Source organism: Candidatus Rokuibacteriota bacterium (assembly GCA_030647435.1).
GTDB lineage: Bacteria > Methylomirabilota > Methylomirabilia > Rokubacteriales > CSP1-6 > AR37.
This window is the reverse complement of record JAUSJX010000065.1, coordinates 64,894-79,832: the sequence shown is the minus strand read 5'-3', so window position 1 is coordinate 79,832 and position 14,939 is coordinate 64,894. Positions and strand designations below refer to the sequence as shown.

Here is a 14,939-nt window from a genome sequence, read left to right as displayed (position 1 = left end):
GCTCAGGCGTCCCCGCGGGAGCGGCGTATGGCTTCGGCCACGCGCACGGCCTGGACGGTATCTGCAACGTCGTGGGCGCGGATCAGGTGGGCGCCGCCCAGCACCGCCGCCGCCGCGGCGGCCAGCGAGCCGGGGAGGCGCCGGCCGGGATCGGCCTCGCCGGCAATCTCTCCCACGAAGGACTTGCGCGAGACGCCGATGCAGATCGGCCGACCGAGGTCGCGCAGCCGCCCGAGGCCGGCCAGGATCTCGCAGTCCCACTCGTGCCAGGCGAGACCGCGCCGCCTGAAGAAGCCGATGCCGGGATCCACCACGATGCGTTCTTCGGGGATACCCGCCTGGGTGGCGATGCGCAGGCTCTCCTCAAGAAGGTCCATGACGGCGTCTACAGGGCCCAGCCCCTCGGCGCCGCCCCGCTCCGACGCCATGAGGATGACGCCCGCCCCCGCCCTGGCGACCAGGGGGGCGAGAGCGGGATCGGCAGTGAGACCGCGGACATCGTTGATGATCGCGGCCCCTGCCTCGAGAGCGGCCCGCGCCGGCTCCGCGCGGCTCGTGTCCGCCGAGACGGGCACGTCGAGCTTCGAGGCCAGGATCCCCACCGCCCAACCGAGGCGCTCGGCCTCCTCGGAGGCGGAGATGGAGCCCGACAGGTAGGGGGCCGTGGACATGGCCCCCACGTCGAGGAGAGCCGCGCCTTCGCGCGCCATGCGCTCGGCAGCACGCAAGAGGTCGTCGCCCCCCGTGACCACCGAGCCCGCGTAGAAGGAGCCGGGGCTGACGTTGAGCGCGCCCATCACGGCCACGGAGACGCCGTCGCCGAGATGCACCCCTGCCAGAGCCGCTCGGATGGGGGTGGTCACGCCAATAAAAATACCATTGACGCCGAGGCCAATGGTATCGAAATGCTGAGGAAAAAAGCGTGAATCAGGCGGGCGTCGGGGCTTCCTGGAACGGCCGGGCGAGCAGCAGCCGGTTGATCTCCTCGCCGTCGAGGGTCTCGCGCTCGAGGAGCGCGCGCGCCAGCACGTGGAGCTTTTCGAGGTTCGACTCGAGGAGCTGCCGCGCGCGCGACGCGCAGTCCGTCACGATGCGCTTGATCTCCGAGTCGATGAGGACGGCCGTCTCCTCGCTGTAGTCCTTCGGGCGCGACATCTCGCGGCCCAGAAAGACGTGCTCCTCGGCCTTGCCGAAGGTGAGGGGCCCCATCTTGTCGGACATGCCCCATTCGCAGACCATCTTGCGCGCCATCTCGGTCGCCTTCTCGAGATCATTGCCGGCGCCGGTGGTCTGCTGCTGGAACACCAGCTCCTCGGCGGAGCGCCCGCCCAGGAGGATAATGACCTGGTTGACCAGGAACTCCTTGGAGTAGCTGTAGCGGTCGTCGGTCGGCAGCTGCATCGTGAGGCCGAGCGCCCGCCCGCGCGGGATGATCGTCACTTTGTGCAGCGGGTCGGCACCCGGCAGGAGGTAGGCCACGAGGGCGTGGCCGCCCTCGTGATAGGCGGTGGTCCGCTTCTCGGCCTCTGGGATGATCATGGAGCGCCGCTCCACGCCCATCAGCACCTTGTCCTTGGCGTTCTCGAAGTCGATCATCTCGACGGACTTCTTGTCCTGCCGCGCCCCCAGCAGCGCCGCCTCGTTGACGAGGTTTGCCAGGTCGGCACCCGAGAAGCCCGACGTGCCACGCGCGAGGACGGTCAGGTCCACGTTCGGCGCGAGCGGGACGCGGCGCGTGTGGACCTTGAGGATCTCCTCCCTGCCCTTGACGTCGGGCCGCGCCACCACCACATGGCGGTCGAAGCGGCCGGGACGGAGCAGCGCGGGGTCGAGGACATCCGGGCGGTTGGTCGCGGCGATCAGGATCACGCCCTCGTTGGTCTCGAAGCCATCCATCTCGACCAGGAGCTGGTTCAGCGTCTGCTCCCGCTCGTCGTGGCCGCCGCCCAGACCCGCGCCACGGTGACGGCCCACGGCGTCGATCTCGTCCATGAAGATGATGCAGGGCGCGTGCTTCTTGCCTTGTTCGAAGAGGTCGCGCACGCGGGAGGCGCCGACACCGACGAACATCTCTACGAAATCGGACCCCGAGATCGAGAAGAACGGGACGTTGGCTTCACCCGCGATCGCCTTCGCGAGAAGGGTCTTGCCCGTGCCGGGAGGGCCGACCAGCAGCACGCCCTTCGGGATCTTGCCGCCGAGCTTCTGGAACTTGGGCGGATCCTTGAGGAACTCGATGATCTCGCGCAGCTCTTCCTTGGCCTCTTCCACACCCGCCACGTCCTGGAAGGTGATCTTGTTCTGCTTCTCCGAGATGAGCCGCGCGCGCGCCTTGCCGAAGGACAGCGCCTTGGCGCCGCCGCCCTGCATCTGCCGCATGAAGAAGATCCAGACCCCTATGAAGAGCAGCATGGGCACCCACTGGAGCAGGTAGGCGTACCAGGGGTTGCTGTCCTCGGGCTCGACGGCGATCTTGACGCCCTTGTCCTTGAGCACCTTGATCAGGTCGGGATAGTCGGCCGTGAAAGTGCGGAACGTGTTGCCGTCGGCAAGCTTGCCGGTGACGGACTTGCCGCGGATCAGAACTTCCCTGACTTCACCCTGCTCGACGCGCTTGAGGAAGTCGGAGAAGACAAGCTTGTCGCGCGAGGGCTGGCTCGCCTGAAAAACGTTGAACAGGACAATGACGATGAGGCCGATCACCATCCAGAGGGCGAGGTTCTTGTAGAACGGCGAATTCATAGCGTTTTGAGTATAGCACAGGGGTCCAGCGGGCTACCCGCCAGAGGGCTATCCGGACCCCCGGGCATGGCTAGGCCCCCGATGGTTCTCCAAAACGTGCCGGAAGGTCATCCAGGACGTGCCAAGTGGTCATCCAGGACGTGCCAAGTGGTCCTCCAGGACATGAATGTCCGGCAGGCCGCGGTAGAGGCCACCCAGGTCGAAGCCGTAGCCGAGCACGAACCTGTCCGGGATGGCGAACCCCACGTAGTCGAGCGACACGTCGACCTGGCGGCATTCGACCTTGTCGAGCAGGGCGCAGACCCGGAGGCTGCGTGGGTGCCGCGTCTCCAGGTTGCGCCGCAGATAGTCGAGCGTCCGGCCGCTGTCCACGACATCCTCCACGATGACGACATCCCGCCCCTCGATGGACACCGACAGGTCCGCCGTCAGGCGCACGGCGCCGGACGAGCGCGTGCCGGGGCCGTAGTACGAGGCTACGCCCATGAAGTCCATGGCAACGGGCGCGGGGATGGCGCGGATGAGGTCAGCCATGAACACTGCCGCGCCCTTGAGCACCCCCACCAGCAGCGGGACGTGCCCGGCGTGCTCGCGGGCGATGGCATGGCCGAGCTCGCAAACCCGGACGGCGATCTCCTCGCGGGAGATGAGCACCCGGCCGGGGCCCTGGGGCATTGGGTCACCTACCTTGGAGCGGCCTACCTGGGAGTGATGAAAGCGGCCAGGGAACGCTCGCCGCGCACCCGCTCGACCATACGCTGGGCCTCGGCCTTGCTCTTGAAGGTGCCGACACGGACGCGGTAATTCGTCTGGCCTTCGCTCGCGACGGCGGGCGCGATGTAGGCGTCGAAACCCGCCTCCCTGAGCAGCTTGTGGAGCGAGGCCGCCTGCCCTTGCGTCTTGAAGGCCGCGACCTGCACTGACCAGAGGCCGGACCAGAGGCCAGCCGCGTCCGCCTGCGCCCGCACGGGCGCCGCCTCGGCCTCCGGCGCCGCGGGCTTCTCGACGAGGGTCTCCCCGCGACTCGTGTACGGATAGGGCGGCGGTGACGGCTCGGCACGCACGGGCTCAGGAGCGGGCTGCGCCTTGGCCTCGGGGTGCTGCGAGGCGTCGGCGGAGCTGCGGCCCAGCGGCGCGGTGAGCGTCTGGTAGAAGGTGAGCTTCTGGTCGACCTGGGGCGGCGGCTCGACGTCGGCGGCCGACAGGCCGCCCCGCTTGCCGGGCGGCACGGTCTTCCTTGCGCCGCTGTCAGCGCTGGCCGCGGCGGCAGGACGGCTCCACTGGCGTCCCACGAGCACGCCCAGCGTGAACGTCAGCCCCATGATGACGGCGCCCGCCGTGAGGAGGGCGATCCACTGGAGTGAACCGGGCCCGCTCTTCACGCGGCCTCGTGGTGACGCCGGGCGCGCCGGGCTCATCTAGAGAAGTCCTCGAAAGATTTCACCGCTCACCTCGTCGTGCTCCTCGGCCAGGCGGAATTGACTCAGCCCTCGCCTCGCAACGCTCGGCTCGAACAGCGGGCCACGCCTCTGCTCGCACTACATGGCCTCCGGAGCCGAGACGCCCAAAAGGCCGAGGCCGTTGCGCACCACCTGCCCCACGGCCGCTGCGAGGCCGAGCCTCGCCAGGGTGAGCGCCCGGTCCTCGATGATCACACGATGCGCCTTGTAGTACGGGTGGAAGAGCCCGGCCAGTTCGCTGAGATAGTAGGCGACGCGGTGAGGCTCGCGGGAGCGCGCGGCGCCGGCCACGAGATTCGGGTACTGGAGCAGCCGTTTGATCAGGCTCTGCTCCTCGGGGAGCCTGAGCAGCCGGAAATCCACCTGGTCCCACGGCGGCAGCGGAACCTTCTGCTCCGCGGCCATCCGGAACAGGCTCGCGACACGCGCATGCGCGTACTGGACGTAGAAGACCGGGTTGTCGGCGGACTGCCGCGTCGCCACGGCCAGGTCGAAGTCGAGCGGGCTGTCGTGCCGGCGCGTGAGGAAGGTGAAGCGCGCGGCGTCCGTGCCGACCTCTTCGATCAGCTCCTCCATCAACACGAACTCGCCGCGCCGCTTCGACATGCGCACGGGCTGGCCGTCGCGGAGCAGGGTCACGAGCTGGACGATCAGCACCTCGAAGCTCTCGGGAGCGTGCCCGAGGGCCTGCATGGCCGCCTTCATCCGGGCGACGTGGCCGTGGTGGTCGGGTCCCAGAAAGTCGATGACGACCCCGGCGCGAGGCTCCTTGAACTTCAGGAAGTGATGAAAGCCGATGTCCACGGCGAAGTACGTCAGCTCGCCGTCCGACTTCCGCAGCACGCGGTCCTTGTCGTCGCCGAAGGCCGTCGAGCGGAACCAGAGGGCCCCGTCCTCCTCGAAGGTGTGGCCGGCCGCCGCGAGCGCCGCGATGGCCTTGTCCGGCAGCTTCGCGCGCCGCACGTCATCCTGCTCATGCGTCCAGCTGTCGAACTTCGTCCCGTAGGCTTCGAGGACTTGGCGCTGTCGCGCCACCATGGCCGCGACGGCCTTGCGTCCGAGCAGCTCCACGCGCTCGGCCTCCGGCGTCTTTACCATGGCGCGCATGCCCTCGGCGTCCGTCGCCATCCAGTCCTTGACAAGGTCCACAAGGTACTCGCCCGGATACGAGTTCTCCGGCAGCTCGGCCGACTCGCCCAGGGACTGGCGTAGCCGCACGTCCACCGAGCGAGCAAGCGCTTCGAACTGGTTGCCGGCGTCGTTGACGTAGAACTGGCGTAGGACGCCATGGCCCTGCGAGCGGAGGATGCGCGCGAGCGCATCGCCCACCGCCGCGGCCCGGGCGTTGACGATGACGAGGGGGCCCGTCGGATTGGCCGACACGAACTCGAGGAGGAAGCGCGTGTCCCGGCCCGCCGCGCTCGTGCCGTAGGTGTCACCGGCCGCGAGAATGCCCTTAAGCGACTCGGCGCACCAGTCGGGCGCGAGGAAGACATTCAAAAAGCCCGGCCCCGCGATCTCGAGCCGGTCCACGATCCCGCTCTTGGGAAAGTGGCTCGCGATGGCTTCCGCGATCTGTCGCGGCGCCTTCTTCGCGGAGCGCGCCAGCGTCATGGCGACGTTGGTGGCGTAGTCGCCGTGGGTTTCCTCTCTGGGCACCTCCCATACAACGTCGTCCGGAACGGGCAGGCCCGCGCCGGTGAGCGCTTCTCTCAACGCTGTCGCCAAGTGGTCGGTGATGGTGTCATGCATTCCCGGCTCGTTAAGACACGAATCGCCGCACGTGGCGGCGTCGATTAATGATACGCCCCGGCTCTCGCGGAGCCGCAAAAATTAGACGCGCCATGCGCCTGAACCGAGCGGGAAAAGTTAACGCGCCGCGTGATGCTGTGGGTCGCGCGCGCGACGACCCTACATCTGGTGGGCGCCGCGTCAGCGGAAGGCGCGGAGCAGGACGAGCGCCGCGACCAAGGCCACGCCGGCGGCCGCGGCGAAGACCCCCACCGCGCGATCGATGACCGCGACGTCCGGCGCCGGCCCATCGCCGAGCCGGTAGTGTGAGCACTTCTCGAGCGTCACGCCGAGCGCCCCCGCCATGGCGGCCATGGTCTGCCCGGCGTTGGGGCTCGCGGTCGAGCCTCCATCACGGCGCCAGACGTCCCACGCCCGCGATCCGGACTCGCCCCCGAGTCGCGCCCCGGCGGCGAGCGCGAGCGCAGCGAGGCGCGACGGGACGAGGTTCAGCAGGTCGTCGAGTCGCGCCGAGGCGCCACCGAGCTGCTCGAGCATGCCCTCGCGGTAGCCGATCATCGCGTCTGCCGTGTTGATCGCGCGGTACGCCCACGCGCCCGGCAGCCCGCCCACGAGGTAGAAGCAGAGCGGCGCCACCCAGCTATCGTTCAGGTTCTCGGCCAGCGACTCGACGGCGGCGGATGCCGTCGCCCCCTCCTCGAGTTCCTCGACCTGCCGGCTGACCAGATGATGCCCCACCGCCTCGCGCGCCCCGGCGAGGTCACCGGTCTCGAGCCTGTCGCGGACTTCCCACACCGCCGCCACGAGGCTACGGAGCGAGAAGCTGCATTTCAGCAGCCACGCCTGCGCGAGCAGGCTCCCAGGCCACGGGAGCCAGCCCGCGGCGGCCTGGAGCGCCAGCCCTCCCATGACGGCCGTGATCGTGACGACAACGATGAGGAGGGCGCCGTACAGGACGAGAAGATCGGTCGGCACGGAAGCGGCCCAGCGCCGGCCGAGAGCGATCAGCCGCCCGATCCAGGCGACAGGATGGTAGCGGTTCGGCGGATCTCCCAGCAGGAGATCGAGCGCCACCGCCAGGAACAGGACCTCCACGCCCTTCAGCGGAGCTCGAACACGATCGGCAGCCGCACCCGCAGCGGCCGGTGCGGCAGGTGTTCGGGCAGCGGCTGAGGCTCGAGCGACCTGACGGCCTCGACGGCGGCCTCGTCGAGCAGCGCGTGGGAGGACGACGCGACCACGGCGACGTCGCGCACGCGGCCGGAGGGCTCGAGGAGCAGCTCGATCTCGACGCGGCCGGCGAGCCCGCGCCGCCGTGCAGCCAGCGGGTAGACCACCAGCTCCTGAATGCGCTCGCGGAAGCGGGCGAGATAGGGCCCGAACTCAGCCGGTACCTCACCGCGCCCCGTGCCTGGGCCGGCGAGAGCGAGCCGGGAGCCGCCTCCACCGATGACGCCGGACGGCTGTCCCGCGTGCGCGGGCGCGTCGCTCGAGACTCCCCTGACCCCGCCGCCATCCATATCACTGGCGGTCGGGGCGCCTCCCTGGTCGGCGGTCGCCACCTCCCGGGAGGCGGAGACCGACGGCGCGGAGGCCGACGTCGTCTCGGCAGGCTCTGCCGGCAAGGAGGGAGCGGAGGCTCGAGGAGCGCGCGCGCGCGGAGCTTCGCGCGCTCGCGGGACCACTATCTCCCGTCCAAGAGGAGGAGCGGCCGCCGCCTCGCGCCCGTCGCCGGCGGGGACGCCGCCGGTCAGATCGACGAAGAGCGGCTCAGGCTGGCGGAGGCTGGCGGCGAGCGATAGGACGGCCGCGAGGGCGCCCAGATGGAGCGCGGCAGAACCCAAGAGCGCCAGCGCTCGGCCCCGGCGAATCATCCGTTCCGCTCCTGCCAGCCGCGGATGCCCGCCCAGAGGGCCCTGCGCGCGGCCTGGGCGATGCTCCAGCCAAGCTCGCTGGCCGGCCCACCGAAGCGGGCGCGGGCGCCGCGCCCCGTTGCCGCGATGACGACGGCGTCGGTCGAGGTGCCGGTGCAGGGCCCGCCGGCGGCGTCACGGACGCCCGCTTCATGGAGCAGGAGCGTCTTGACCTCGGTGACCGTGATGACCGCGTTGACGAGGGCCGAAGGCTCGGGGTCGGCGTCCACCACAACGACCGTGTTGATGGTGCCGTGCGTCCAGCCGCTCACGGGCGTCCGCCCGGCGGCGATGCCGTTGCTCAGGCCGACCGTGGCGACGGCGAGCGTCCGGATGCCCGCGCCGTCCTCCTCGCCGATCGTCGCGGCTTCCGTCCACGCCCCGGTGAGAAGACCGACAAAGGGCTCCGACACGCCCGCGCGCCGCGCGTAGGCCGCCAGCATCGCGGGCGGGTCCGCGCACGGGTCGTCCTTGCCGACGTGGAGGTTGACGACGGCGCGTGCTGACGCGAACCCGCCGTTGTGGACGGCCGAGGAGAGCACGCGAAGCGGCTGGGCGGCCACGACGACGACCGCCTCCCGCCCTATCCGCACCCCGAGCCCCTCGATCATGGCGTCGGCGTCAGAACCCGGCCCGCAGGCCGATCAGGAAGTTAGCGCCGAGCGCCGGGAAGCCGTGCACCTCGGCGTACTTCTCGTTGATGATGTTCTGCGCGCGCGCGACCAGCTCGAGGCGCTGGAGCCAGCCGAGCTGGTTGACGATGCGGTACGTCCCGCCGGCGTCCACCCGCGTGTGGCCGCTGTTGTAGATGTCGCCGTAGCTGTCGAACTGCCTGCTGACGACGTAGACCTGGGCGAAGAGGGAGAGACGGGAGATGGGCTCCCAAGTCAGCCCGGCGCTGCCGGCGTTCCGCGGGATGCGCGCCAGGGGCCGGTTGGTGGAGAGGTTGTCCGTGTCGGTGTACGTGTAGGTGAACGAGGCCACCAGGTTCGGCAGGATGTCCACCTCGCCGCCCGCCTCGACGCCCTTCGACCGCGCCCGTCCGGCGTTGACGGGACCGCCGAAGGGGGCCGTCGGCAGCGGGACGCAGCAGGTGATGGCGTTGGACAAGTTGGTGACGAAGTAGCTCAGCTTGAGCCGGACGCGGTTCTGCCAGAGATTCTGGTCCACGCCCACGTCCCAGGACTGGCCGCGCTCGGGCAGCAGATCCGGGTTGCCGAAATCCGGGAAGAAGAGATCGTTGAACGTCGGAGCGCGGAAGCCCGTCCCGGCGCTCCCGCGCAGCCGCGTGCCGGTCTCCTTGATGACGAAGAGGACCGACCCCTGCCCCGTGGTGGCCTGGCCGAACACGCTGTCGTCCTCGATCCGGAAGCCGCCCGTGATGAAGAGCCGGTCGAAGAAGCGCAGCTGCTCCTCGAAGAGCACCCACGGCACGTGGCGCGCGGTGCGGAACACGCCCTTGTTGTCGCCCTCCTCGTGGCGGTAGCCGAACCCGACCGTGGTCGTGCTCCACTTCCCGAGGAAGATCGAGTTGAGCCACTCGGCTTCCCGGCGCTCCACGTCCACCTGCGACCGGAAGGGAGAGTCGAAGTCGAAGCCGGGGTCGACCGGGTCCTGGAAGCCCTGGTTGTTCGTGTAGCGCGAGATGCGGGCGCGGCTCTCCCACCACGCGACCGGCCGTGATTTGCCCTCGAGGCTCATCACCGTGGTCTCGGTCTGCTGCTTGGCGTTGGGGTTGATGATGGGGTCGACCGGCTGGGGAGGCGGGAAGACGCTCTTGATCGGCACCCCGGTGTCGGTCTTGTTGTAGCGGTAGACGAAGGCGAGCGAGCTGTCGAAGGGCAGCGAGACGCCGATCCGCCCGCCCACCGAGTTGACGTTCGAGTTGTCGTTCTGGAACTGCCCGTTGCTCTCGAGGTGCGAACCCGACAGCGCGTAGTTGAAGATCTTGTACGCGCCGCTGAGCGAGATCCGGCTGTGGAGGGTGTCGTAGTTGCCGCCCATGTTCTCGACGGTGGCGGAGAAGGGACCGGTGCCCTTCTTGGTGATGATGTTGACCACGCCGCCGATGGCGTCGGCGGCGTAGATCGTGGACTGGGGGCCGCGGATGACCTCGATGCGCTCGATCAGGTCGGGGGAGATGTCGGAGAGGTCCGTCTGGCCGACCGTCGGGCTCGACACGCGGACCCCGTCGACGAGAATCAGCACCTGGTTCGCGTTGGCGCCGCGGATGCTGAGCGTCGACAGCTTACCGTAGCTGCCCTGCTGGACGACATTGACGCCCGGGATGTTCCGGAAGGCGTCGTCGAGCGTCGAGTAGTGGTGGGTCTTGAAGTCCTCTCCCGTCACCACGGTCAGGGCCACGCCCAGCTGCTCGGCGGGCGTGTCGACCGTCGTCGCCGTCACCACGACCGGATCCACCCTCTTCGTCTCCTGCCCGTCCACCGGGGCTGCCGCCACCAGCATCGCCACCAACACGGTTCCAAGAACCTGTCGCATGAGCGCTCCTTTTCTCTCGAAAGGGGGTGCCTGCTCCCATGTCGCGGACAGGTCTCCTGACTCGTGGATCGTCGCCGTCGCCCGGCCTTCCCGGGATCGCTCCCAGTGGCTTCCGTAGCGGATACGGGCGTGGCTCCCCACTCACAGTGGCGGGACCGTGCCGGCTTCTCACCGGCTTCCCTTGGACCGCGACTCGTCACTTCGCGCGCGCCGGTATCACCTCCCGTCGGGCCAGACGACGTTGACCGTCGGCCGCCGCGTCGCGGGGTGCTTGTCCACCACCACGGGGCAACCGTAGACGGCCTCGAGCACCGACTCCTGCATGACGTCTTCCGGCGTCCCGGCGCTCACGGCGGCACCTCCGGCCATGAGGAGCAGCCGGTCCGAGACTTCGGCGGCCAGGTTGAGATCGTGCGAGACGAGGAGGATGCCCAGCCCTTCGTCCTTGTGGAGCCGCCTCAGCAGCGCCACGCACTCCGCCTGGTAGCGAAGGTCCAGGTGCGCCGTCGGCTCGTCGAGCACGAGGAGCCGCGGACGCTGAGCGAGCGCGCGGGCGAGAAGGGCGCGCTGGCGCTCCCCGCCCGAGATCCGGTCGAGTGACTCGGCAGCGAGCGTCTCGACCCCGGTGATCGCCATCGCCTCGCGGGCGATCTCGAGATCTTCCCGGTTCTCGAAGAAGCGGCCCGGCGCGTGCGGGAAGCGGCCCATCAGGACGAGCTGTTCGACGGTGTACGGGAATCCCTGCGGCACGTCCTGCGGCACGACGGCAACCTGCCGGGCGACCGCCGCCCTGCCGAGCCGTGACGCCGACCGGCCGGCCAGGAAGATCTCGCCGCGCGACGGGTCCAGCACCCGCGACAGCAGGCGGATCACCGTGGTCTTGCCCGCAGCATTCGGGCCGATGAGCCCCAGCACCTCGCCCGGCGCCAGCGAGAAGCTCAAATCGCGGATCTCGAAGGGCGGACGCCCGTGGGCGCCGGCCGGGTAGGCGAAGCCCACGCGGCGGAACTCGCAGAGCGGCGTCACGGCGCCGCCCGCCCCGCGCGCGAGCGCAGGAGCCAGATGAAGACGGGCGCGCCGCAGAAGGACGTCAGCACGCCCACCGACAGCTCGGCGGGCGCCACCACGGTGCGCGCCAGCGTGTCGGCCGCTAAGAGGAAGGCGCCGCCCGCGAGCACGGCCGCGGGGACGAGGACGCGGGTGTCGGGGCCGAGCAGCATCCGGAGCGCCTGCGGCACGATGAGGCCGACGAAGCCGATAGGCCCGACGAAGGCGACGACGGTGCCCGTGAGAAGCGCCGCGCCGGCGAAGACGCGCCGCTTCACACGCAGCGCGTCCACGCCCAGCTCGAGGGCGCCCTCGTCGCCCAGCGCCAGGAGGTTGAGCGCGCGAGCCTGGCCCAGGACCAGCCAGAGGCCCGCCGCGGTCGCGAGGGCGAACACGCCGAGCGAGCCCGGCGGAATGGGCGCCACGCTGCCGAGGAGCCAGTGGATGACGCCGCCGAGGCGGTTGGTGTCCACGATCGAGATCAGCACCGTGATCGCGGCCGAAAAGAAGATGCCGACGATCACGCCCGCCAGGAGGAGCGTGTGCACCGGGAGCCCGCCCGCCGTGGACGCGATCAGGTACACGGCCACGCCCGCGACGAGAGCGCCCGCGAAGCCGAGGGCGGTGAGCCCCAGCGCCTCCACGATCCCCTGGCCGAGCCCCGACACCTGGCCCAGCACCACGCCGAACGCAGCGCCGCTCGAGACGCCCAGGATCGAGGGCTCCGCCAGCGGATTGCGCGTGAGGCCTTGGAAACCCGCGCCCGCGACGGCCAGCGCGGCGCCGGCCAGCACCGCGGCGGCGATGCGCGGAAGCCTGATAGCGAGGACCACGGTGCGCTCGGTACCCTGGCCCGGACCGCGGCCGGTGATGAGGTCGAAGACCGTTCCAGGCGCGACCGGCGCGGCGCCGACGAGGAGCGAGCCGAGAGCCACGACGGACAAGATGACAAATAGGCCGCCGCAGATCCATGCCAGCCTGGCCGCGCCCGTCATTTGACTGCCTCCGGATGGGTGACTGCCTCCGGATGGGTGAATGCCTCCGGATGAATGAGGCGCGCGAGGAGCTCGAGCCCGTCCACGACGCGGGGACCGTAGCGGTGCAGGAGGTCGCCGTCGGCCGCGTACAGCCGCCCGCTCCTGATGGCCGGCAGGCTCTCGAGCCGCTGCCACTGCTCGCGCGCCGCGGGCCCCGTACCGGCACCGTGACGCGCCAGGATGATGACCTCCGGCGCGCGCCCCACCGCGGCCTCCAGGCTCATGCGCGGATAGCCCTGGCCCTGGTCCGCGGTGACCGACTCGCCGCCCGCCGACGCGATCAGCTCGGAGACGAGCGAGCCGCGCCCGGGCACGATGAGGGGCTCGGGCCACAGGACGTAGAGCACGCGCGGGTGCGGCCGACCGGCGACACGCTCCCGCACGGCCGTGATGCGCCGCTCGAGGCCGGCCGCGACCGCCGCGGCGGCGTCGCGCCGGCCGGTCAGCTGGCCCAGGCCGCCCACCAGCCGCAGCACGTCGGCGATGGAGGGCGGCTCGTCCACGAGATAGACCGGCAGGCCCAGCCGCTTGAGCTGGTCGAAGGTTTCCTCGCGGTTGCCCGACCGGGTCGCCACCACGAGGTCGGGCCTGAGGCTGACCAGGGTCTCGAGGTTCGGCGCGAGCATGTCTCCCACGCGGGCCTTGCGCCTGGCGTCCGGCGGGTAGTCGCAGAAATCGGTGACGCCGACGAGGGCGTCCTGGGCGCCGATGGCGAAGAGAATCTCGGTCACGCCCGGCACCAGCGACACGATGCGGCGAGGCGCGGCCGGCAGGGTCACCGCGTGACCCGTCTGGTCCACGACAGTCAGCGCCTGCGCGATCCCGGGCAGGAAGCAGAGCGCGAGGATGAGGGACCGGCAGAGCGCCGTCACAACCCGCGCTCGGTCACGCCTGCCGACTTGAAGGTCGCCATTTCGCCTAAGATCTTCGTGGCGGCCTTGGCGAGACCGATGCAGAGGGCCGAGCCCGTACCCTCGCCCAGGCGCATCTGGAGGTCGAGGTACGGCTCGAGCCCGAGAGCGTTCAGCACGTAGCTGTGGCCGGGCTCGGTGGAGCGGTGGGAGGCGATGAGGTAGTGGCGCGCGTCGGGCTTGAGGCGCACCGCGGCCATCGCCGCGGCGCCGGCGATGAACCCGTCGAGGATGACCGGGATACGCCAAGCCGCGCCCGCCAGGATGACGCCGCAGAGCCCCGCGATCTCGAAGCCGCCCACCTTGGCCAGCACGTCGACGCCGTCGCCGGGATCGGGGCGGTTGACGGCGAGCGCCCGCTTGATGACGGCGATCTTGCGCAGGCGCCCCTCGTCGTCCACGCCCGTGCCTGTCCCCGTGACCGATGCGGCCGGCGCGCCGGTGAGAGCGGCCACCACGGCGCTCGCCGCCGTGGTGTTGCCGATGCCCATCTCCCCCGTGCCGATCACGTCGAGCCCGTTGCCGCGCTCCGCGTAGACGAGCCCGATGCCCACCTCGATCGCCGCCAAGGCCTCCTCGCGCGTCATGGCCGGGCCCTTCGCCATGTTGCGCGTGCCGGGGCCGATTCTACGGCTGACGAGCCCCGGGTGCGCGGGCAGCGGCGACACCACGCCCAGGTCGGCCACGACCACGGGGGCGCCCACGTGGCGCGCCAGCACGTTGACCGCCGCGCCGCCCTGGAGAAAGTTCTCGACCATCTGGGTCGTGACGATCTGCGGGTAGGCGCTGACCCCTTCGGCGACCACGCCGTGATCGGCCGCGAGCGTGAAGATCACGCAGCGCCGCGCCTGGGGCGGGAACTGGCCCGACATCTCGCTGAGCCGCCGGGCCAGCTCCTCGAGACGGCCGAGGCTGCCCGCCGGCTTGGTCAGCTGGTCGAGCGCCCACTGGGCCTGGAGCCCCGCGGCGCCGTCGGGCGCCACGATGCGGTCAAGGAGCTTCGGGAGGACGTTCACGGTGATCCTCAGGCAGTGGGAGCTCCTTGATGACCATGGGCAGGCCCGCGACCATGTAACTGACGCGGTCCGCGACGGCGGCGATGCGCTGGTTGACGCTTCCGAGCGCGTCGCGGAACTGCAGGCCCACCTCCGTGGGCGGATGCACGCCGGCGCCGACCTCATTGGACACGATGATGAGCGAGAAGCGCCGCTCGGCGAGGAAATCCGCCAGCGCGTCGGCCGCGGCCAGGATGCTCTTCTCTTCGTCGCCCCGCAGGAGGAGGTTGGCGACCCAGAGCGTCAGGCAGTCGAGGACGACCACGTCCACCCTGCCCGCGAGGCTTTCGCAGGCCGCCACCACGTCGTACGGCTCCTCGAGCGTGGCCCAGCCCGCGGGTCGCTCGGCGCGGTGGCGCGCGATCCGTGCTTCCATGTCGCCGTCGAGAGCCTGGGCCGTGGCGAGGAAAGCGCCGCGCGAGCCCCGGGGCATCGCGGCGGCCAGCCGCAGGGCTAGGCGGCTCTTGCCGCTGCGGACACCTCCCAGGATGAGATCGGAGCGATGGACGAGGCTCACCCGGGT

General features: G+C 70.4%; 14 protein-coding genes and 1 riboswitch. All 14 genes read right to left on the bottom strand.

What is annotated here, in order from left to right; all coding sequences use genetic code 11:
* Positions 1 to 2 precede the first annotated feature (2 nt).
* The 14 genes from folP to cobU all read right to left on the bottom strand — a co-directional run bounded on the left by folP (position 3) and on the right by cobU (position 14,933).
* Positions 3 to 863 carry a dihydropteroate synthase gene (gene folP, locus Q7W02_12135; protein MDO8476915.1) on the bottom strand — a complete coding sequence of 287 codons (861 nt, stop codon included), beginning with the start codon at positions 861 to 863 and terminating at the stop codon, positions 3 to 5.
* A 64-nt stretch (positions 864 to 927) separates the two neighbouring features.
* Positions 928 to 2,742, bottom strand: a complete 1,815-nt coding sequence (gene ftsH / locus Q7W02_12130; GenBank protein ID MDO8476914.1) for an ATP-dependent zinc metalloprotease FtsH — start codon at positions 2,740 to 2,742, stop codon at positions 928 to 930.
* 129 nt (positions 2,743 to 2,871) lie between these two features.
* Entirely contained in the window at positions 2,872 to 3,417 is a 546-nt protein-coding gene (gene hpt / locus Q7W02_12125; GenBank protein ID MDO8476913.1) for a hypoxanthine phosphoribosyltransferase, read from the bottom strand.
* A 23-nt stretch (positions 3,418 to 3,440) separates the two neighbouring features.
* Positions 3,441 to 4,124, bottom strand: a complete 684-nt coding sequence (locus Q7W02_12120) for an SPOR domain-containing protein (GenBank protein MDO8476912.1) — start codon at positions 4,122 to 4,124, stop codon at positions 3,441 to 3,443.
* Positions 4,125 to 4,280: 156 nt separating this feature from the next.
* Positions 4,281 to 5,954 carry an arginine--tRNA ligase gene (gene argS / locus Q7W02_12115; protein ID MDO8476911.1) on the bottom strand — a complete coding sequence of 558 codons (1,674 nt, stop codon included), beginning with the start codon at positions 5,952 to 5,954 and terminating at the stop codon, positions 4,281 to 4,283.
* Positions 5,955 to 6,134: 180 nt separating this feature from the next.
* Positions 6,135 to 7,049 (bottom strand): adenosylcobinamide-phosphate synthase CbiB, encoded by a 915-nt coding sequence (cbiB, locus tag Q7W02_12110; protein ID MDO8476910.1) that lies wholly within the window; start codon positions 7,047 to 7,049, stop codon positions 6,135 to 6,137.
* A gap of 5 nt (positions 7,050 to 7,054) precedes the next feature.
* The gene (locus Q7W02_12105) at positions 7,055 to 7,828 is read right to left on the bottom strand and encodes an energy transducer TonB (GenBank protein MDO8476909.1); all 774 of its coding nucleotides are present in this window, start codon (positions 7,826 to 7,828) and stop codon (positions 7,055 to 7,057) included.
* Positions 7,825 to 8,478 carry an adenosylcobinamide amidohydrolase gene (locus Q7W02_12100; GenBank protein MDO8476908.1) on the bottom strand — a complete coding sequence of 218 codons (654 nt, stop codon included), beginning with the start codon at positions 8,476 to 8,478 and terminating at the stop codon, positions 7,825 to 7,827. Before Q7W02_12100 ends, Q7W02_12105 begins: the two co-directional genes overlap by 4 nt.
* A gap of 10 nt (positions 8,479 to 8,488) precedes the next feature.
* Complete coding sequence (locus tag Q7W02_12095; protein MDO8476907.1) at positions 8,489 to 10,366, bottom strand: TonB-dependent receptor; 1,878 nt, start codon at positions 10,364 to 10,366, stop codon at positions 8,489 to 8,491.
* Between the two features lie 49 nt (positions 10,367 to 10,415).
* Positions 10,416 to 10,549, bottom strand: a riboswitch (cobalamin riboswitch).
* Between the two features lie 33 nt (positions 10,550 to 10,582).
* Positions 10,583 to 11,392: an ABC transporter ATP-binding protein gene (locus tag Q7W02_12090; protein MDO8476906.1), complete on the bottom strand. Its 810-nt coding sequence runs from the start codon at positions 11,390 to 11,392 to the stop codon at positions 10,583 to 10,585.
* On the bottom strand, positions 11,389 to 12,408 hold the full coding sequence (locus Q7W02_12085; protein ID MDO8476905.1) for an iron ABC transporter permease: 1,020 nt from the start codon (positions 12,406 to 12,408) through the stop codon (positions 11,389 to 11,391). The genes Q7W02_12090 and Q7W02_12085 overlap by 4 nt, the downstream gene beginning before the upstream one ends.
* Positions 12,405 to 13,322 (bottom strand): cobalamin-binding protein, encoded by a 918-nt coding sequence (locus Q7W02_12080; GenBank protein MDO8476904.1) that lies wholly within the window; start codon positions 13,320 to 13,322, stop codon positions 12,405 to 12,407. The genes Q7W02_12085 and Q7W02_12080 overlap by 4 nt, the downstream gene beginning before the upstream one ends.
* The gene (cobT, locus tag Q7W02_12075) at positions 13,319 to 14,377 is read right to left on the bottom strand and encodes a nicotinate-nucleotide--dimethylbenzimidazole phosphoribosyltransferase (GenBank protein ID MDO8476903.1); all 1,059 of its coding nucleotides are present in this window, start codon (positions 14,375 to 14,377) and stop codon (positions 13,319 to 13,321) included. The genes Q7W02_12080 and cobT overlap by 4 nt, the downstream gene beginning before the upstream one ends.
* Positions 14,352 to 14,933 carry a bifunctional adenosylcobinamide kinase/adenosylcobinamide-phosphate guanylyltransferase gene (cobU, locus tag Q7W02_12070; GenBank protein MDO8476902.1) on the bottom strand — a complete coding sequence of 194 codons (582 nt, stop codon included), beginning with the start codon at positions 14,931 to 14,933 and terminating at the stop codon, positions 14,352 to 14,354. Before cobU ends, cobT begins: the two co-directional genes overlap by 26 nt.
* Between the last annotated feature and the right edge of the window lie 6 nt (positions 14,934 to 14,939).

Bases quoted from the DNA above. Each gene is read 5' to 3' on its own strand.
- ftsH (MDO8476914.1), bottom strand. From the start codon at position 2,742: ATGAATTCGCCGTTCTACAAGAACCTCGCCCTCTGGATGGTGATCGGC.
- hpt (MDO8476913.1), bottom strand. From the start codon at position 3,417: ATGCCCCAGGGCCCCGGCCGGGTGCTCATCTCCCGCGAGGAGATCGCC.
- argS (MDO8476911.1), bottom strand. From the start codon at position 5,954: ATGCATGACACCATCACCGACCACTTGGCGACAGCGTTGAGAGAAGCG.
- Q7W02_12105 (MDO8476909.1), bottom strand. From the start codon at position 7,828: ATGATTCGCCGGGGCCGAGCGCTGGCGCTCTTGGGTTCTGCCGCGCTC.
- Q7W02_12100 (MDO8476908.1), bottom strand. From the start codon at position 8,478: ATGATCGAGGGGCTCGGGGTGCGGATAGGGCGGGAGGCGGTCGTCGTC.
- Q7W02_12095 (MDO8476907.1), bottom strand. From the start codon at position 10,366: ATGCGACAGGTTCTTGGAACCGTGTTGGTGGCGATGCTGGTGGCGGCA.
- Q7W02_12085 (MDO8476905.1), bottom strand. From the start codon at position 12,408: ATGACGGGCGCGGCCAGGCTGGCATGGATCTGCGGCGGCCTATTTGTC.